The 17,342-nt window shown below is 70.9% G+C and carries 22 protein-coding genes; 7 read left to right on the forward strand and 15 right to left on the reverse strand.

The genetic code is table 11. The features are described from left to right. Window positions 1–100 precede the first annotated feature (100 nt). From ACH4U7_RS43730 to ACH4U7_RS43740, 3 genes are all read right to left on the reverse strand, one after another. On the reverse strand, window positions 101–742 hold the full coding sequence (locus ACH4U7_RS43730; RefSeq protein ID WP_398533338.1) for a hypothetical protein: 642 nt from the start codon (window positions 740–742) through the stop codon (window positions 101–103). After that, on the reverse strand, window positions 739–1,173 hold the full coding sequence (locus ACH4U7_RS43735; protein ID WP_398533339.1) for an SseB family protein: 435 nt from the start codon (window positions 1,171–1,173) through the stop codon (window positions 739–741). The genes ACH4U7_RS43730 and ACH4U7_RS43735 overlap by 4 nt, the downstream gene beginning before the upstream one ends. A 171-nt stretch (window positions 1,174–1,344) precedes the next feature. After that, complete coding sequence (locus ACH4U7_RS43740) at window positions 1,345–1,980, reverse strand: YigZ family protein (RefSeq protein WP_089511754.1); 636 nt, start codon at window positions 1,978–1,980, stop codon at window positions 1,345–1,347. 128 nt (window positions 1,981–2,108) lie between these two features. Here ACH4U7_RS43740 and ACH4U7_RS43745 point away from each other — a divergent pair, with 128 nt between their 5' ends. After that, entirely contained in the window at window positions 2,109–2,516 is a 408-nt protein-coding gene (locus tag ACH4U7_RS43745; protein ID WP_398533340.1) for a CoA-binding protein, read from the forward strand. A gap of 50 nt (window positions 2,517–2,566) precedes the next feature. On the opposite strand, the gene ACH4U7_RS43750 is transcribed toward ACH4U7_RS43745, so the two are convergent. Next, window positions 2,567–3,121, reverse strand: a complete 555-nt coding sequence (locus tag ACH4U7_RS43750; protein WP_398533341.1) for a YbaK/EbsC family protein — start codon at window positions 3,119–3,121, stop codon at window positions 2,567–2,569. A 43-nt stretch (window positions 3,122–3,164) separates the two neighbouring features. Then, window positions 3,165–3,737: a helix-turn-helix domain-containing protein gene (locus ACH4U7_RS43755; protein ID WP_398533342.1), complete on the reverse strand. Its 573-nt coding sequence runs from the start codon at window positions 3,735–3,737 to the stop codon at window positions 3,165–3,167. Window positions 3,738–3,842: 105 nt separating this feature from the next. Between ACH4U7_RS43755 and ACH4U7_RS43760 the strand changes: the two genes are divergently transcribed. Continuing rightward, window positions 3,843–4,715, forward strand: a complete 873-nt coding sequence (locus ACH4U7_RS43760; protein WP_398533343.1) for an EamA family transporter — start codon at window positions 3,843–3,845, stop codon at window positions 4,713–4,715. A gap of 208 nt (window positions 4,716–4,923) precedes the next feature. Next, entirely contained in the window at window positions 4,924–5,478 is a 555-nt protein-coding gene (locus ACH4U7_RS43765; RefSeq protein ID WP_398533344.1) for a gamma carbonic anhydrase family protein, read from the forward strand. 99 nt (window positions 5,479–5,577) lie between these two features. Here the strand turns inward: ACH4U7_RS43765 and ACH4U7_RS43770 are convergent, their stop codons facing one another. From ACH4U7_RS43770 to ACH4U7_RS43780, 3 genes are all read right to left on the reverse strand, one after another. After that, window positions 5,578–6,273 carry a DedA family protein gene (locus ACH4U7_RS43770; RefSeq protein ID WP_398533345.1) on the reverse strand — a complete coding sequence of 232 codons (696 nt, stop codon included), beginning with the start codon at window positions 6,271–6,273 and terminating at the stop codon, window positions 5,578–5,580. Window positions 6,274–6,470: 197 nt separating this feature from the next. Further along, complete coding sequence (locus ACH4U7_RS43775; RefSeq protein ID WP_398533346.1) at window positions 6,471–6,923, reverse strand: DUF4442 domain-containing protein; 453 nt, start codon at window positions 6,921–6,923, stop codon at window positions 6,471–6,473. A gap of 74 nt (window positions 6,924–6,997) precedes the next feature. After that, window positions 6,998–7,264 (reverse strand): hypothetical protein, encoded by a 267-nt coding sequence (locus ACH4U7_RS43780; RefSeq protein WP_398533347.1) that lies wholly within the window; start codon window positions 7,262–7,264, stop codon window positions 6,998–7,000. Here ACH4U7_RS43780 and ACH4U7_RS43785 point away from each other — a divergent pair, their 5' ends adjacent. Together ACH4U7_RS43785 and ACH4U7_RS43790 are read left to right on the forward strand one after the other, a co-directional pair. After that, window positions 7,265–8,128 (forward strand): hypothetical protein, encoded by an 864-nt coding sequence (locus tag ACH4U7_RS43785; RefSeq protein ID WP_398533348.1) that lies wholly within the window; start codon window positions 7,265–7,267, stop codon window positions 8,126–8,128. A gap of 125 nt (window positions 8,129–8,253) precedes the next feature. Continuing rightward, window positions 8,254–9,552 carry an MFS transporter gene (locus ACH4U7_RS43790; RefSeq protein ID WP_398533349.1) on the forward strand — a complete coding sequence of 433 codons (1,299 nt, stop codon included), beginning with the start codon at window positions 8,254–8,256 and terminating at the stop codon, window positions 9,550–9,552. Here ACH4U7_RS43790 and ACH4U7_RS43795 read toward each other — a convergent pair. The 3 genes from ACH4U7_RS43795 to ACH4U7_RS43805 all read right to left on the reverse strand — a co-directional run bounded on the left by ACH4U7_RS43795 (window position 9,539) and on the right by ACH4U7_RS43805 (window position 11,977). Continuing rightward, on the reverse strand, window positions 9,539–10,390 hold the full coding sequence (locus ACH4U7_RS43795) for a spermidine synthase (RefSeq protein WP_398533417.1): 852 nt from the start codon (window positions 10,388–10,390) through the stop codon (window positions 9,539–9,541). The genes ACH4U7_RS43790 and ACH4U7_RS43795 overlap by 14 nt on opposite strands. Window positions 10,391–10,489: 99 nt before the next feature. Further along, window positions 10,490–11,671 carry an elongation factor Tu gene (gene tuf / locus ACH4U7_RS43800; RefSeq protein ID WP_398533350.1) on the reverse strand — a complete coding sequence of 394 codons (1,182 nt, stop codon included), beginning with the start codon at window positions 11,669–11,671 and terminating at the stop codon, window positions 10,490–10,492. Between the two features lie 99 nt (window positions 11,672–11,770). Next, window positions 11,771–11,977 carry a hypothetical protein gene (locus ACH4U7_RS43805; RefSeq protein ID WP_398533351.1) on the reverse strand — a complete coding sequence of 69 codons (207 nt, stop codon included), beginning with the start codon at window positions 11,975–11,977 and terminating at the stop codon, window positions 11,771–11,773. Here ACH4U7_RS43805 and ACH4U7_RS43810 point away from each other — a divergent pair. Together ACH4U7_RS43810 and ACH4U7_RS43815 are read left to right on the forward strand one after the other, a co-directional pair. Then, window positions 11,976–12,764, forward strand: a complete 789-nt coding sequence (locus ACH4U7_RS43810) for a TVP38/TMEM64 family protein (RefSeq protein WP_398533352.1) — start codon at window positions 11,976–11,978, stop codon at window positions 12,762–12,764. The genes ACH4U7_RS43805 and ACH4U7_RS43810 overlap by 2 nt on opposite strands. A 137-nt stretch (window positions 12,765–12,901) precedes the next feature. Next, entirely contained in the window at window positions 12,902–13,774 is an 873-nt protein-coding gene (locus ACH4U7_RS43815) for an undecaprenyl-diphosphate phosphatase (protein WP_398533353.1), read from the forward strand. A 436-nt stretch (window positions 13,775–14,210) separates the two neighbouring features. On the opposite strand, the gene ACH4U7_RS43820 is transcribed toward ACH4U7_RS43815, so the two are convergent. From ACH4U7_RS43820 to ACH4U7_RS43835, 4 genes are all read right to left on the reverse strand, one after another. Next, window positions 14,211–14,885 (reverse strand): HAD family hydrolase, encoded by a 675-nt coding sequence (locus ACH4U7_RS43820; RefSeq protein WP_398533354.1) that lies wholly within the window; start codon window positions 14,883–14,885, stop codon window positions 14,211–14,213. Further along, complete coding sequence (locus tag ACH4U7_RS43825; RefSeq protein ID WP_398533355.1) at window positions 14,875–15,507, reverse strand: flavin reductase family protein; 633 nt, start codon at window positions 15,505–15,507, stop codon at window positions 14,875–14,877. Before ACH4U7_RS43825 ends, ACH4U7_RS43820 begins: the two co-directional genes overlap by 11 nt. Window positions 15,508–15,588: 81 nt before the next feature. Continuing rightward, complete coding sequence (locus ACH4U7_RS43830) at window positions 15,589–16,209, reverse strand: DUF4352 domain-containing protein (RefSeq protein WP_398533356.1); 621 nt, start codon at window positions 16,207–16,209, stop codon at window positions 15,589–15,591. Window positions 16,210–16,360: 151 nt separating this feature from the next. After that, window positions 16,361–17,335, reverse strand: coding sequence for an ABC transporter substrate-binding protein (locus ACH4U7_RS43835; protein ID WP_398533357.1), 975 nt, complete (start codon window positions 17,333–17,335; stop codon window positions 16,361–16,363). Window positions 17,336–17,342 lie beyond the last annotated feature (7 nt).

The following is a 17,342-nucleotide window of genomic DNA, read 5'->3' on the forward strand; positions in this document are numbered from 1 at the left end:
CCTATCCCCCGATCAGCGTTGACGTGCCGGCCATCCGCGATGGCTGTCGAACTGTGGTGGTTGCCGGCCCTCCTACGGGCCCTCGTCTACTCGCCCTCGCCTACGGGCCCTCTTGCTGCCCCTGCTGCCTTGCGCGCTCCTCGGGCGAGGGGCCGAAGGTCTCGTCCAGCTGCTGGTTGAAGGTCTCGTCGTCGATACCGAGCGCCTGATTCATCAGGTCGGTCCGCATACCGCCCTGGCCCTCGGTGAGCAGCGCGCGCCCGGTGTCCTTCCAGGTCTGCCCCATCTCGTCGCCGGCGCGCTGCCAGGACTCCGCGCTGTAGTCCGGCGCGTCCGGGGTGAAGATGTCGCCCCAGCTCTGCTGGGCGACCTCCTCCTCCGACAGATGCGGATTCCCCGTCGACGACAGGGCGTTCACCGTGACCTTCAGGGTGTTGCCCCAGTACTGGTCCTCTTCCCACATCAGGCCCGCGGCCAGGCCCAGCCGGTTGGCGATCTCGTTGGCGTCCTGGACCAGCGCCCGGACGCCCCACTCCCAGCGGTCGCAGAACCCCTCGAACGCATCGGCCAGCCCCTTGCCCCCGGCCTCCATCTTGGACATCGTCATATCCGAGAACCCGGAGCCCTGGAGCGCGCCGGTGTTGTCCCCGACGTCCTTGAGTTCACCGATCGCCGCCCGCAGACCTTTGGTGATCAGGTCCACGGACTCCTTGCCGACATTGAGATCCCCGTCGCCACTCACTGCCCGGCCCCCTGTGTCCGCTCGTCGCCGTCCCCGATGTAGTTCCCGTTCTCGTCCACGTCCACCGCGACCTCGTCCGGGACGATCCCGTGCACCGGCGGGAACATCATCGACCCGTCCTCGTCCGCCACATCCACCGCGACACCCGCGGGACGGCCCATCTCCGGCACCATCACATCCAGCAGCCGCGCCCCGAGCACGGCCGCGTACTCCCACTCCTGGGCGGGGTCGGAGCCGCGTGCGGTGGCGAACCGGGCCAGCGCGGACTCGTCGGTGAAGGCGTAGATCCAGCGGATGCCGCCGTATTCGGCCGTCATGAAACCGCCGTCGGCCACCGGCACCAGCACCGCCGTGCGCCGGAACTCGCCGACCATCGCGGCCGGATCGCCCGCCCCCGCGCGCACCGCGGCTATGTGCTCAGCCAGTTCCATCGGCGGCCCCCGTTCCTGTCCCGCTTCCCGTTCCGGTACGTGTCCCAATCAACTCATCACCGGCATCCCTCGCCACGGTACCGTCGCACCGCTCCATGATCACCACTCACGTCATCCACTGTTGCAAACCCCGTACAAACGGCATCCCGCCGCGTTAACAGGCCAAAGGGGTCAGCCGCCCGGGGCGTCCTGGTACGCCTCGCCTCCCAGTTCGAGGGCGGCGGTGCCCGCGGTGGCGTCCGCCAGCCAGGCGCGGAAGGCGTCGACGTCCGCGTCGGGGAGGCCCAGTTCGATCGTCACGGCCTCGGCGTACCGCACACCGCGCACCGCGCGCCCGGTCGCCCGGAGGTCGTTCTCGAGCCGTCCGGCCCGATCGTGGCCGACGGTGACGGTCGCCAGCCGGAACCGCTGCCGGGTGACGGTGCCCAGCGCGTCCAGCGCCTCGCCGACCACCCCGCCGTACGCGCGGATCAGCCCGCCCGCGCCGAGCTTCACACCGCCGTAGTAGCGAGTGACGACGGCCACCACGTACCGCATCTCGCGGCGCAGCAGCATCTGGAGCATCGGCACCCCCGCCGTGCCGCCCGGCTCCCCGTCGTCGCTCGCCTTCTGGACACCGCCGTCGGCGCCGATGACATACGCGTAGCAGTTGTGGGTGGCGGTGGGGTGCTGTTCGCGGACGCGCCGGATGAAGTCCTGGGCTTCGTGCTCGGTCGCGGCGGGCGCGAGGGAGCACAGGAAGCGCGACTTGTTGATCTCGATCTCATGCACGCCCTCGCGCGCGACCGTCCGGTACCGCTCCTGCATCCGGCCACCCTATGTCTTCGTCATGTCGTCGTCGTTATGCCTTTGTCGTTCGGGGGCCGCCCGGGGAATGGCCCAGGACCTGTCCTGGTTGCCGATCCCAGATGACCATCCGGCCACAGGAGGCAGGCGTGTACGGCGATCCGGCGGAGATCCGCAAGATCCTCACCGAGCTCGGTGACACCTGGGCGGTGGTGGGGCTCTCCTCGAACCAGACGCGCGCGGCGTACCGGGTGGCGGATGTGCTCCAGCGGTACGGCAAGCGGATCGTCCCCGTGCACCCGAAGGCCGAGACGGTGCACGGGGAGCAGGGGTACGCGTCGCTGTCCGACATCCCCTTCGAGGTGGACGTCGTGGACGTGTTCGTCAACGGCGACCTCGCCGGCGCGGTCGCCGACGAGGCCGTGGCCATCGGGGCCAAGGCGGTGTGGTACCAGCTCGGCGTGGTCGACGAGGCGGCGTACGAGCGCACCCGCGCCGCGGGGCTCGCCATGGTGATGGACCGCTGCCCCGCCATCGAACTGCCCCGGCTGGGCTGACCCCGGGCCCGTTGCCCGGCCGGCCTGCACCAGGCCCCGTACCCGGCGGGTCAGACGCCAAGGCCCTCCAGCAGCTCGGCCCCCGGCAGCGCGGCGAGCGCCTTGCCCGGCAGGATGAGCTTGCCGCGGCGGCGGCCGCTGCCGATGAGCACGTACGGGGTGTCGGCGATGGCCGCGTCGACCAGGACCGGCCAGCCGGCGGGCAGGCCGAGGGGCGTGACGCCGCCGAACTCCATACCGGTCTCCCCGAGCGCGGTGTCCATCGGCGCGAACGAGGCCTTGCGGGCGCCGAGCCGGCGGCGCACCGCGCCGTTGACGTCCACGCGGGTGTGGGAGAGGACCACACAGGCGGCGAGCGTGACCTCGCCACCGCGCTTGCCCGCGACCACCACGCAGTTCGCGGACTGCTCGACCAGCCAGGCCCCGTAGTGCTCCACGAGCACGGCCGTGTCGGCCTTGTCCGGGTCGGTGTCCACGTACAGCACCTGCTCCACCGGTACGGGGCCGCGCCAGGCGCGCAACGCGTCGACCACCGGGGCGGTCAGCAGGTCGAGGCATTCGACGGCGGGACGGTGGTCGTCGAAGGCGTCCATCGGCGTACTCATGCGGTCAAGTTAACAGGCCGTCCAGAGGCCGGGCGCCGCCGTCTCAGCGCGCCGGGGGCACCGAGACGGTCATGGTCATCTCCACCGTCTGCGCCCCGTCGTTGCGGTAGCCGTGGGGGGCGCTCGCCTCGAAGGCCGCCGAGGTGCCGGCCGGGACCCGGTAGGTCTCGTCCCCGACGGTCAGTGTCAGCTCGCCCGCCGTGACATGCAGCAGCTCGAAGGTGCCGGACGGATGCGGATCCGAGTCGCTGCCGTCACCCGGCATCAGCCGCCACTCCCACATCTCCAGCGGTCCGCGCGCCTCCGTGCCGACGAGGAGCGCGGTGTAGCTGCCGGCGTCGGTGGACCACATCCGCACCGCCTGGGCGGCGGGGACGAGCTGGACCTTGGGGCCGCTTTCGTAGTCGAGCAGGGTGGTGATGCTCACCCCGAGCGCGTCGGCGAGCTTGACCGTGGTGCCGACGCTCGGATTGGTACGGGCCTGCTCGATCTGGATGATCATGCCTCGGCTGACCCCGGAGCGGGCCGCGAGGGCGTCCAGGGTGAAGCCGCGCTCATTGCGCCAGCGCTTGAGGTTGCGGGCGAGCGACTGGGTGAGCTGATCGAGGTCCGTCACGGTCCGTCCGTCCAATATTCTAAATGGCGTAGTCGAACAAACTGAACTACGGTGGTGCACTCCGCACTGCCAATGGTCCACCACACTGTACGGCGAGGTCTCACCATGTCCGCACTCTTCGCTCTGGCCACCAGCGTCCTGCTGGGCCTGGCCGACTTCGGCGGAGGGCTTCTCACCCGGCGCACCCCCGCCCTCACCGTGGTCGTCGTCTCCCAGGGCATCGCGGTCGTCGTCCTGGGCGCCATCGTCACGGCCAGTGGCGGCTGGACGGAGGTTGGGCCGCAGCTGTGGTACGCCGTCGCGGCGGGCGTGGTGGGGCCGGTCGGGATGCTGTGTTTCTACCGGGCGCTGGCGCTCGGCCCGATGGGGGTCGTCTCGCCGATCGGCGCGCTCGGCAGCGTGGCCGTGCCCCTCGGCGTCGGGCTGGCCCTCGGTGAGCGGCCCGGCCTGCTGCAGTTCGCCGGGATCGCGGTCGCGGTGGCCGGGGTCGTGCTGGCGAGCGGGCCGCAGACCGGCGGCACGTCCGTACAGCGGCAGACGCTGGTGCTCACGCTGGTCGCGGCGGTCGGCTTCGGGTCGGTCATGACACTGATCGCCGCGGCGTCCACCACACTGACCGGGCTGTTCCTGGCGCTGTTCGTCCAGCGGGTGTGCAACGTGGTGGTCGGCGGCGGCGCGCTGTATGTGTCCGTACGGCGCGGCAGCCCGGCGCTCGACCCGGCCGGCGGGGGCGTGCGCGCGCTGTGGGCCGCGCTGCCCACCCTGGCCTTCGTGGGATTGGCCGATGTGGCGGGGAACGGCACGTACAGCGTGGCCGCCCAGACCGGCCCGGTGACCGTCGCCGCGGTGCTCGCCGCCCTCTACCCGGTCGTGACCGCGCTCGCGGCGCGCGCGGTCCTCAGCGAGCGGCTGCGCGCGGTGCAGGCGACCGGCGCCGGGCTGGCGCTGGCCGGTTCGCTGCTGCTCGCGACGGGGTGAGCGGGCGCCCCCAAGTGAGCGTGTCTCGGGGCGCTGCGCGGGCTGGACTGAGGCGCCGCGCAGCGACGGAGGAGCGAGCAGTGACGAGGGAAGCACGCGCAGCGCCCCGAGACTGAGCGGGAAGAGCGAGGGTGGGGCTACGGTGCCACCGACCGCCGTTCACGGCGGCGGCGGCGGGTAGCACCAGGCCGAGACCAGGGAGTGGGCAGTGACGGAGCGGGTGTTGATCGCGGGTGTGGGCGGCAAGGAGCCGAAGGTCGATCCGGAGGCGTTCGCCGCCCCGACGTCCGTGGTGATCGGCGATGTGACGCTGGGCGCCGGTGCGAGCGTCTGGTATCACGCGGTGCTGCGCGGCGACGCCGAGTCGATCAGCGTGGGGGCCGGCAGCAATATCCAGGACAACTGCACCATGCACGCCGACCCCGGATTCCCGGCCACCGTCGGTGAGCGGGTGTCGGTGGGCCACAACGCGGTGCTGCACGGCTGTGTCATCGAGGACGATGTGCTCGTCGGCATGGGCGCCACCGTCCTCAACGGCGCCCGCATCGGCGCCGGCTCCCTGGTCGCCGCGCAGGCGCTGGTCCCGCAGGGGATGCAGGTGCCGCCGGGCTCGCTGGTCGCGGGGGTGCCGGCGAAGGTAAGGCGGGAGCTGACCGAGGAGGAGCGGGAGGGCATCCGGGCGAACGCGGAGGGTTATATGGAGCTGGCCCGCCACCACCACGCCGCCACACTGGAGCGTGAGCGGCGGGAGCGGCAGGCCTGAGCGGACACGGGGCCCGAGCGGACGCAGAGCCCAAGCGGACGCAGAGCCCAAGCGGACGCAGGGCCCAAGCGGACGCAGGGCCCAAGCGGACCCGGTGGGTCAGTCGGCGGCCGGGACCCGGTTGGGCTCGGCCGTCTCGGGCCCGGCGCCGGACGCCACCTCGGCCTCGGACCCGGCCTCCGGCGCGGCCGCATGGGACTTCTTCGCGCGCCGCTTCATCACCAGCATCGAGCCGAGGCCGAACAGCAGGGCCGCCACGAGGCCGAGCCAGGAGAAGCGCTTGAGCCAGTCCTCGGCGACCTTGCCGACCGAGTAGATGACCGCGGTGGTGCCACCGGCCCAGACGATGCCCCCCAGCACGTTGGCGATGAGGAACTTCCAGTACGGCATGCGCAGACATCCGGCGAGCGGGCCGGCGAAGATGCGCAGCAGCGCGATGAAGCGGCCCACGAAGACCGCCCACATGCCCCACTTCTGGAAGTACCGCTCGGCGTTGGCCACGTGCTCGGCACTGAAGTGCTTGGGGAACTTCCGGCCCAGCCACGTCAGCAGCGGCTGACCGCCCTTATGGCCGATGAGATAGCCGATCGAATCGCCGATGACCGCTCCCGCAATGGCGGACGCGCCCAAAATGTACGGATTAATGTGGTCTTGAGAGGCCGCCAACAGGCTGGCGCTGACAAGAATGATCTCCCCGGGAAGCGGGATGCCCAGGCTCTCCAGGCCGATGACCACGCCTACCAGCAGATAGACGCTGACCGCCGGAACGGTCTCGAGCCAGTGATCAATGTGCAACGCCGGTTCCTCCCCATTTCCCGTACTCTTCCCGCCGTGCACCGATTCGGCGCACGGCGGGAAGCCTACTCAATCAGCGCGCGGCCGCCACATCACACATGCCACATCGATGATCATGGACGCGGCGCTCGCCACCGCGCTCCCGCCATGGGAGACGGTCCACGGCACCACTAAGGTTCCCGGCGCGGTGACGACGGTCACGACTGGGGGCGCAGGGTCCAGATCACCGCCATCTCACCGGTGACCGCCCCGTCCTCGCGAGTGATCGCGACATGGACCGGAAACTCGGGGCGCCGGCCCTCGTCGAGCTCGGCGATCACCTCGGCGGCCGGGCGGCCCAGCCGGGCGGTCGCGGTGACCATCCCCTTGGCGACCTTCTTGAAGTCGATCTCCGCGCGCACGGGCAGCGGTACGGCGCGGGAGAGCTGGTCGCCGAACGCGGCGAGCACGATCGCGCCACTCGCCGACTCGGCGAGGGTGAACATGGCGCCCGCATGCGGCCCGCCGACGTGGTTGCCGAACTCGGGCTGGTCGGGCAGGCGCAGCACCGCGTGCTCGGCCGAGGTCTCGACGTACTCCAGATTCAGGGTGCGCACCATGGGCACCGTGGCGGTGAGCAGTTCACCGATGGACGGCAGGGTCTCTGACATGGCCTGAAGTTACCACTCAGTAGAATTCACCGGGAAGGGGCGGCCATAGCCGCCATCTACGGCCCCCTTTATGGTTACTGGCCATGTGGCCAGGACAGCAGCCGCCCGGGGGCGAGCAGAACCCGCAAAATCCGAACCCCTATCAGCAGCCGGGGTATCAACAGCCCAACCCGTATCAGCAGCCGGGTTACCACCAGCCGAATCCGTATCAGCAGCCCCAGCCGCCTCAGCCGGGGCAGCCTCAGGGCCAGCCCCAGCCGCAGGCTCAACCACAGCCCCAGCCGCAGCCACCGGCTCAGCCGCAGCCACCGCAGGGGCAGCAGCCGCAGCAGATGCACCACATGCCCACGCAGGCATGGGGCACCCCCGCCGTGCAGCCGGGCCCGCCCGAGCCGCCGCGGAAGAAGAACCGTACGGCCGTCGTCGCCATCGTCGCGGCGGTGGCGGTGGTCGCGGCCGCCGCGGTGACCGCCGTGCTGGTGATCAACAAGGACGACGACAAGAAGGACTCCGCGAAGGGCGACAAGAAGCCCTCCGCAACCGCGTCCTCGTCCAAGGACACGCCCTCGCAGGACGACGGCGGCAGCGACGAGGACAACCCGCGCGCGGGCCACACCGTCGAGCCGGTCATCCCCGGCTGGAAGACGGTCACCAACCCCAAGCGCCACGACGCCTTCGACGTCCCTGCCGGCTGGTACGTGAAGTCCCCCGACACCATGAGCACGTTCTCCAAGGACGGCAAGCCGCTCATCTCGATGACCGGCCCCGCCTACTACAAGGAGGACAACTGCACGGTCAAGGACAAGAAGACCGGTGTCACCTTGTCGAGCCCCCTGGCCGGAGCGGGCACCAAGGGCGCCCAAGGCGCCAAGAGCCAGGCCGCGGCCGCCAAGACCGAGGCGGCCAACTGGCTGTACGCCGTTTTCGACCAGGACGATACCGGCGACTACAAATTCACCACGCCCACGAAGTTCACGAACAAATACGGCATCAAGGGCTACTCCTCCTCGGGCACCGTCACCGGTGTGAAGAAGACCGGCAAGTGCTCGTCGGACGGCAAGACGTTCACGGTCACCTACACGGACATCAACGGCGACTGGGCGACCTGGGTCCTCTACGCGGCCAAGGGCGTCAAGGACGAGGTTTCCGACGAGACCATCAAGAAGGTCATGAGCACGCTGCGGCCGCTGAAGTCCGGTACCTGAGCAGACTCCCCTCCCGAGCCGACTCTCCTCCTGAACCGATTCCGTTCCTGAGCCGCTTCCCTTCCTGAGCCGATCAGGCCGAAATCCGGTTGGCGCCGGGGCCCGCCCCCGGGGATAGTCCGCTGGTGACCATCCCCTCGGCCTCGCGCCACCGCCCCCGCCGCCCCGCCTGGGCCGGCCGCAACTACACCCTGCTGACCGCCGCCGCCGTGGTGACGGGCCTCGGCAACGCCGGGGCCCTGATCGCGGCGGCGTTCGCGGTCCTGGACGCCGGCGGGGACAGCGGCGACGTCGGCCTCGTCGCCGCGGCCCGCACCATCCCGCTCGTGGTCTTTCTGCTGATCGGCGGCGCGGTCGCGGACCGGCTGCCGAGGCACCGCGTGATGGTCGCGGCCAACACCCTCAACTGCCTGTCCCAGGCCGCCTTCGCCGCGCTTGTGCTGTCGGGCGAGGCACGGCTGTGGCAGATGGCCGTGCTCGCCGCGCTCGGCGGCACCGGGCAGGCGTTCTTCTCCCCCGCCGCCGAGGGCATGCTGCTCTCCAGCGTGGAGGGCGAACAGGCCGGCCGCGCCTTCGCGGTCTTCCGGATGGGCATGAACGGCTCGCAGATCGGCGGCGCGGCGCTCGGCGGCGCGCTGATCGCGGCCTTCGGCCCTGGCTGGGTGCTGGCCGTCGACGCCGCCGCCTTCGCCCTCGCCGGAGCCCTGCGCGCCTTCCTCGACGTCGGTCCGGTGGCCAGACGCGAGGGCGGCGGGTTGCTGCGGGATCTGCACGAGGGGTGGCAGGAGGTGGCCGGCCGGGCCTGGCTGTGGAGCATCGTGGTGCAGTTCTCGGTGGTCAACGCCGTAGTGGCGGCGGTCGAGGCGGTGTACGGACCGCTGGTCGCCGAGGAACACCTGGGCGGCGCCCGGCCCTGGGGGCTCGCGCTGGCCGCGTACGGCGTCGGCACCGTCCTGGGCGGGCTGCTGATGACGCGCTGGAAACCGCGGCGGCTACTGCTGGTCGGCACGGTGTGCGTGTTCCCGTTCGCCCTCCCGTCGGCCGCGCTCGCCGTCCCGCTGCCCGTCCCCGCCCTGTGCGCGGTGATGTTCGTCGGCGGCCTCTCCATAGAGGTGTTCGGCGTGTCCTGGATGACCGCGCTGCACCAGGAGATCCCCGAGGACAAACTGTCGCGGGTCTCCGCGTACGACTGGTTCGGCTCGGTGTCCATGGTCCCGCTCGCCACGGCGCTCACGGGCCCGGCCGAGAGCGCCTTCGGCCGCACCGCCGCGCTGTGGGGGTGCTCGGCGCTGATCCTGCTGCTGACCCTGGCCGTGCTGACGGTGCCGGAGGTACGCCGGCTGCGGCGGCGCACGCCCGCGCCCGCGGCCACCCATGCCGAACCCGCCGAACCCGCCGCGGAGAGCGGCATCAGCCAATACTGAACGCGCCGCCCGGCGGCTCCGGTGAGGGCACCGCGTCCACATCCCGTACGGGCGCGGCCCCTTGGACGAAGCGCTCCAGCGCCGCCCCGTGCTCGACCCGCGCCGGGAAGGCGTCGGCGGCGGTGCGGCGCGCGAGGTCGTCGACCGGCAGTTCATCGTCCGAGGCCACGAGCACCGCGTTGCCGAACCGCCGGCCGCGCAGCACGGCGGGCTCGGCGATCAGACACAGATGGGCGAAGGCCGCCTGGAGCGTGGCCACTTGGGAGCGGAGGAAGGTGAAGGGCGCGCTGTCGGCGAGGTTGGCCGTATAGCGGCCGCCCGGGCGCAGCGCCCGGGCGGCGGCGCGGGCGTACTCGACGGAGGTGAGATGCGCGGGGACACGCGCACCGCCGAAGACATCGGCCACGATCACATCGGCGGACGCCTCGGGTGTGGCCTCCAGCGCGGTACGGGCGTCCGCCCGGCGTACCGCGATCCCCGACCCGGCGGGCAGCGGCAGCCGCTCGGCGACCAGCTCGAGCAGCTTGCCGTCGGCCTCGATCACCTCCTGGCGCGAACCGGGGCGGACGGCCGCCACGAAGCGCGGCAGGGTCAGCGCCCCGCCGCCCAGGTGCAGCACGTCCAGCGGGGTGCCGGGGGCGCCGGTGAGCTCCAGGACGTGCGCGAGCCGCCGCGCGTACTCGAACTCCAGGTGGGTGGGGTCGTCCAGGTCGACGTACGACTGGGGGGAACCGTCCACCGTGAGCAGCCAGGCGCGCGGGCGGTCCACGTCGGGCATCAGCTTGGCGGTGCCGTGGTCCACGTCACGGATCACGGGTATCGGCTCGTCCACGCTCATATTGTGCCGCGTGAAGCGCATGGTCACGGCCGCCCCGGTACGGCCGGTCCCCCGGGCGTACCGGGGGGCCTCGAGTACCGGGGCGGCCGCGCGCTCACCTCACGGCTCGTCGGCCACCGCGGACACCGTGCCCGCGCCCACCGTCCGTCCGCCCTCGCGGATGGCGAAGCCCAGGCCGGACTCCAGCGGCAGCGCGCGCCCGAGCTCGACGTCCATGGTGACGGTGTCACCTGGCCGGGCCACGCCCGTCACGCCGAGGTCGACATCGCCGACCACATCGGCCGTGCGGATGTAGAACTGCGGGCGGTAGCCGGTGGAGATCGGCGTGCGCCGGCCTCCCTCCGCCGCCGACAGGACGTACACCCGCGCGCTGAAGCGTCGCCGGGGCACCACACTGCCGGGCGCGGCGACCACATGGCCGCGGCGCACCGTGTCCCGCGCGACGCCCCGCAGCAGCAGCGCCACGTTGTCCCCGGCCTCGGCGAACTCCATCGGTTTGCCGAACGTCTCGACGCCCGTGACCACCGTCGTGGTGCCGGCGCCCAGCACCTCCACGTGGTCGCCGACGCGGACCGTGCCGCGCTCGACGGCGCCGGTGACAACCGTGCCGCGCCCGGTGATGGTCAGCACGTTCTCCACCGGGAGCAGGAACGGCGCGTCGGTGTAGCGCACTGGCATCGGCACATAGGTGTCGACCGCGTCGAGCAGCGCCTCGATGGAGCCTGTCCAGCGCGGGTCGCCGGCCAGCGCGCGCAGCCCGGAGACCCGTACGACGGGCGTGGCCTCGCCGGGATAGCCGTGCGCGGACAGCAGTTCGCGCACCTCGAGCTCGACGAGGTCGGTGAGCTCCGGGTCGCCCGCGTCGGCCTTGTTGAGGGCGACCACGATGTGGTCCACCCCGACCTGACGGGCGAGCAGTACATGCTCGGCGGTCTGCGGCATGACGCCGTCGAGCGCCGAGACGACGAGGATCGCCCCGTCGAGTTGGGCGGCGCCGGTCACCATGTTCTTGATGAAGTCGGCGTGGCCTGGCATGTCGACATGCGCGTAGTGGCGGGTGTCGGTCTCGTACTCGACATGCGCGATGTTGATGGTGATGCCGCGCGCCGCCTCCTCCGGCGCCCGGTCGATGCGCTCGAAGGGGACGTACGTGCCGCCGGCGCCGCGCTCGCTGAGCACCTTGGTGATGGCGGCGGTCAACGTGGTCTTGCCGTGGTCGACATGGCCGATGGTGCCGATGTTCAGATGCGGCTTGGTGCGCACGTAGGTCTGCTTGGACATGCTCCCGTTCCTCCTCGGAACAGCGATGGATGAAAGGAGGACCCCAGGGCCGGACCGACCCTCCCCTGGTGGGGTCCGGTCGGAGCTGTCCGGGGAGGGTCAGAGTCGGGCGCCGTCGAGGCAGGCGGATGCGGAGGCCGCGGCAGGCGATGCGAGAAGAACGACGGCAGCCTTCGGCGCGTCCGCGACCGCGGACACAAGCTCGAAGAAGGGCTGCCGGAACATGCGTTGATCGTCGCCTATCGCGGGACGCCCGTCGACTGGTTTTTCGCGGCCTGGATCCCACGACCCGACCTGGCGCTTCATGCCCGTCGGTTACGCTCCTTCGGTGCTCGATGCCGCCGCCCCGCCCGCGCCCGCGCCCGCCGCACCGGCCGTGCGCCGCGCCCGCGCGCTGTTCTCGCCGCGGTTGCGCCTGTGCCTGCTGGTGGCGCTGTTGGCGGGTGCGGCGGGCGCGGTCTGGGCGTGGCAGCCGCACCGGCTGCTGGCCGACGGGTGGCCGCCGCAGCTGTCCGGCGCCACGGCCGCGGTGGTGTTCGCGGTCGTCTACGGGGGCTGCGCCGCGGCCCTGGTGCCCCGTCCGCTGCTGAATCTGGCGGCCGGCGCGCTGTTCGGGGCGTCCACGGGGCTGGCCGCGGCGGTGGCCGGCACGGTGCTCGGCGCCGGTGTCTCGTTCGGCCTGGGCCGGCTGCTGGGGCAGGACGCGCTGCGGCCGCTGCTGCGCGGCCGCTGGCTGGTGGCGGCCGATCGGCAGCTGAGCCGGCACGGGTTCCGCTCGATGCTGGCGATCCGGCTGTTCCCGGGCGTGCCTTTCGCTGCCGCGAACTACTGCGCCGCCGTGTCACGGATGGGCTGGCTGCCCTTCCTGCTGGCGACCGGCCTGGGCAGTGTGCCGAACACCGCCGCGTACGCGGTGGCGGGCAGCCGCGCCACCACCCCGACCTCGCCGGTGTTCCTGGCCGCGCTGGCGTGTATCGCGCTGCCCGCGCTCGCGGGTTTCGTGGTGGCCTGGCGCAGGCGGGCCCGGCTCGGCGACACTGCTCCGGAAACCGATCAGTGCACCCCGCCGGTGACCGGAAGACCAGGGTGTTAGTAGGGCTCTTACCAAGGGACGGTACGCTGCCCGACGACCGGCGTTGATCCACAGCGGCCGGTCTCCCCGTCGGCCACCCCGCCTGACCCGCCGCTGCGCCGGTCAGTGCATGATCAGCCTTGGATAGCGTAGACGCGATGTCGTGGTTCGAATCTTTCATTCTCGGGCTGGTCCAGGGGCTGACCGAGTTCCTGCCGATCTCCTCCAGCGCCCATCTGCGGCTCACCGCCGCCTTCGCGGGGTGGGAAGACCCCGGCCCCGCCTTCACGGCCATCACCCAGATCGGCACCGAGCTCGCCGTGCTGATCTACTTCCGCAAGGACGTCGCCAACATCCTTTCGGCCTGGTTCCGCTCGCTCTTCAGCAAGGAGTGGCGCGGCAACCATGACGCCCAGATGGGATGGTTGGTGATCGTCGGCTCGATACCCATCGGTGTGCTCGGGGTGACCCTCAAGGACCAGATCGAGGGCCCGTTCCGTGATCTGCGGCTCACCGCCACCATGCTGGTGGTGATGGGCCTGGTGCTGGGCTTCGCCGACTGGCGGGCGGCCCGCGACGAGAGCGGCGGCAAGCACCGCACCCCCGTACAGCGCAAAACGCTGCGCGAACTCGGCGTCAAGGACGGCCTGATCTTCGGCGTCTGCCAGGCGATGGCGCTGGTGCCGGGCGTGTCCCGGTCCGGCGCGACGATCAGCGGCGGTCTGCTGATGGGCTATACGCGCGAGGCGGCGGCCCGTTACTCGTTCCTGCTCGCAATGCCCGCGGTGCTGGCCTCCGGAGCGTACGAGCTGAAGGACGCCTCGGACGGGCATACGGCGTGGGGCCCGACGATCTTCGCCACGGTTATCGCTTTTGTTGTGGGATATGCGGTTATCGCCTGGTTTATGAAGTTCATCTCGACCAAGAGCTTCATGCCGTTTGTGTACTACCGGGTGCTGCTGGGCCTGGCGGTGTTCGGGCTCGTCGCGTTCGGCGTGCTGAGCGCGCACGCGGCCGAGTCCGCGGGCTGACGGAGACGGAAGCGGAGGCGGAGACGGAAAGCGCCTCCCGAGATCGGAGCGGCAGCGGTTCTGCGGGGTTCGATCCCCGCACGCGCGAACGCGTTTCTACCCAAAAGAAGTAACCGCAAGCCTGCGCACCGGGAGGCGCGGGACCCACTCTAGCCGCCCGCGCCGCCGGGGCCGATCGAATTACCGATCCGCCCCCGGACGATGCGGGCGGCTCTGTGCAGCGGCTTTGCGCAGCGGCTTCACGGCGGGAAGAGGGGGGTGGGCCGCCGGCCGAGGAGGGAGGGAGTCCGGCGGCCCCTTCGCCCAGGTCTGGCACACCTGAGCGGGCTGTATGAAGACTCAACCACCACACCGCGTTCCGCGGGAGGGTGTGCGGTAGATATATGCATGCACTCTCATCACACGGGGTGTGAATGCGTCACACTCCGTGTGAGCCCTACCCAAGGCTGTGGGCCGCCTCGATCACCCCGGCCAGCTCGGTCAGCGAGTCCACGCACCAGTCCGCCATCGCCGCGTCGGCCGAGCGCGCCCAGAGATGCCCCCACGGCCCACGCCGGACATGCGCCGCCCGCAGCCCGGCGGCCTTGGCGGGACGGATGTCCAGCGCCGGGTAGTCGCCCACGTACACGGTCTCGTGGGGAGCGGCTTGTGCCAGCTCCACGACCTGGCCGAAGAAGCGCGGATCGGGCTTGGCGACGCCCCACTGCGCGGAGGTGGCGACCCCGTCCACCGGCAGCTCCAGCGCGCGCAGCAGCTCACCCATGCGCTCCGTCTGATTCCCGGCCACGACGACCCGGACCCCGAGCGCCCGCAGCGCGCCCAGGGCCGGCCGTACGTCCGGATACAGATCCGCCTCCTCCAGGCACTCCCCGCGTCCGGCCGCCTCGCGCGCCAGCCGCTCGGCCCGGATGTCCGCCCCCGGCCGTACGAGCCGGATCGCCTCCACGTCCTCCCGCCCCCGCGCGACCACCGCCCCGACCAGCGCGGACAGCGTATGCCGGGGAACCCCCAGCCAGTCGGCCCACGCGGCCCAGTACCGGTCCTCACGTACCAGAGTCGAGCCGACGTCGAAGACGATCGCAGCCGGCGCGGACCCCGCCCTACGAACCACTCAGCCCGGCGCCGCCCGCGCCGCCGTCCCAGTCCGCGTACCGGATCCGGGGCCGCTCCAGCACCTCGCCGAGCGTCGCCCACTCGTCCTTGCCCAGCCGGGCCAGCGGACGCAGCCTGGTCACCTCGGGGTGGCCGTCGTCCATGACGTGCTCATCGACCGCGGCGTGCACCACCCGGCCGAACACCACGGTGGAGTCCCCGAGCCGCACCGTGCTGTGCAGCTCACACTCCAGAGCGACCGACGAGGCCGCCACCCGCGGCGGCTTCACCCGCAGACTCGGCTCCCGCGCGATGCCCACCGCCTCGAACTCCCCGACCTCGGGCGGAAAGTCCGTCGCCGTCTCGTTGATCTGCTCAAACAGCTGCTCGGGCGCGAAGTTCACCACGAACTCCCCGGTCTTCTCCACATTGCGCAGCGAGTCCTTGCGCCCCACCGAGGTGAACTGCACGATCGGCGGGGCCACACAGGCCACCGTGAAGAAGGAGTGCGGCGCCAGATTGCAGGTCCCGGCGGCCGAGACGGTGGACACCCAGGCGATCGGCCGGGGGACGACCACGGAGGTCAGCAGCTTGTAGAAGGGAGTGCGGCCTACAGCCTCGGGATCGAATTCAATACGCATACCGCCCAGTATCCGCACATACGGCGGCCCATCCCAAGGGCGGCTCGCGGTCTCATCCGTCCCGTGGGGACCGGGGCGCCCCTAGAGGGTCCACGTCCCGATGCGTTCCGTGTCGAGCCCTGTGCGGTCCATCTGCCACGTCACGCTCGCGATCTTCGCGCTCTTCGGCACGTCGAAGATCACCCAGCCGGTGGCCCGTTCCCCCGGCGAGAGAGTCATCGTGATGCTCAGGGACTCGCCGACGGTGGGATCCCCGGGTTTGCCGTTGTGCGCCGTTCCGGCCGTGTCGACGACCGTCGGGGGGGTGTACGGGGGGTCGCTGTAGGTGACCGTGCCGGTGTTCACGATCGTGAACTCCGCTGCGACCAGGCGGTTTCCGTCGGGGGGGTCGAAGTAGGGGCCCTGGGCCTTCGCGTTGTCCACGAACTTGTTCAGCGTGACGTCGGCCGTGGGCGCGGTCGTTTCACCCAGGCCCACGATTCCTGTGAGCGAGAGGGTGTCGCCGAGCTTGGCACCCGTCGAGCTCGCGCCGCTGGGCGCGGCCTCCGGCGACTTCTCACCGCCGGGTTCGACGGCGCCGCTGGAGTGGGTGCCCTTCTTCGTCGTCCCGGCCTTGTCGCCGTCCCCGTCCGACCCATTACAAGCGGTGAGAGCGGCGGTGAGTGCGACGACCGCCGCGGCGGCAGCGATGGAACGATGCATGGAATCCCCCGTACATTCCGTGAAATCAGATCGGTGGCGACATCCCCAAATCCTTGTACACCACAGTGTGCCTGGGATGTTCGTTCTGTAACTGAACGGTGCCAAATCGGGGTGGGGCGCGAGAGCCGTGCGGCCCCGCGCCCCGGATCGGTCACTTATTGGTCTTGGGCAGGCCCGGCGGGTTGATCTCCGACTTCTCGATGGCCTCGGCCGACAGACCCCAGCGCCCCAGCACCTTCGCGTAGCTCCCGTTGTCGATGATCTCGTTGAGCGCCGAGTTCACCGCCTTGACCAGTCCGTTGTCCTTCTTGGTGGTGGCCGCGATCAGGCCCTGGAGGGTGGCGCCGGCACCGGAGTAGGTGCCGACGATCTCGGTCTGCCCGGCGGAGGCCACATGGTAGGCGGCGGTCGGGTTGGGGCCGAGGAAGAGCTCGATCCGGCCGGAGGCGAGCGCGAGGTAGGTGTCGCTCTGGTTCTGGTAGTACTTGATCTTCACCGGCTCACGGCCGGCCTTCACATTCTCCTCGCTCCACTCGACCAGCAGCTTCTCCTGGTTGGTGCCGGTGTCCACCGCTACGGTCCTGCCCGCCACGTCCTTGGGTCCGGTGACCTTCAGGCCGCTGCCCTTCTTCGCCTCGAAGGCCAGGTCGTCCTTGCGGTAGCTGGCGAAGTCGTACTTCTCCTTGCGCTCCTCGGTGTCGGTGATGTTGCTGAAGCCGACGTCGTACTTGCCGCTGTCCAGGCCGACGAAGATGTTCTCCCACGACACGGTGTTGAGATGCGGCTCGAGACCCAGCACATCGGCCACCAGATAGGCGAGATCGGGCTCCACGCCGATGACCGTCTTGTTGTCGGTGGCGTAAAAGGTCAGCGGCGCGGCGGAGTCGGAGGAGTCGACGATCTCCAGGGTGCCTCTCTTGCGTATCCCGGCGGGCACCTGTGCGGCGATGGAGTCCACCTTGGGGGTGGTGATGCGTTTCTGGTCGGCACTCAGGTTGATCTTCGTACGGGTGCCGTCCTTGGCCGCGACCTCGGTCGTGCCGCCGTCCGAGGGGTTGCCGCAGGCGGCGAGGACAAGGGCCGCGGCGAGTGAGAGGGCGGCGGTGGCGAAGCGGCGGGTGGGCATGGTGGAT

Source organism: Streptomyces sp. NPDC020845 (assembly GCF_044334165.1).
Classification (GTDB): domain Bacteria; phylum Actinomycetota; class Actinomycetes; order Streptomycetales; family Streptomycetaceae; genus Streptomyces.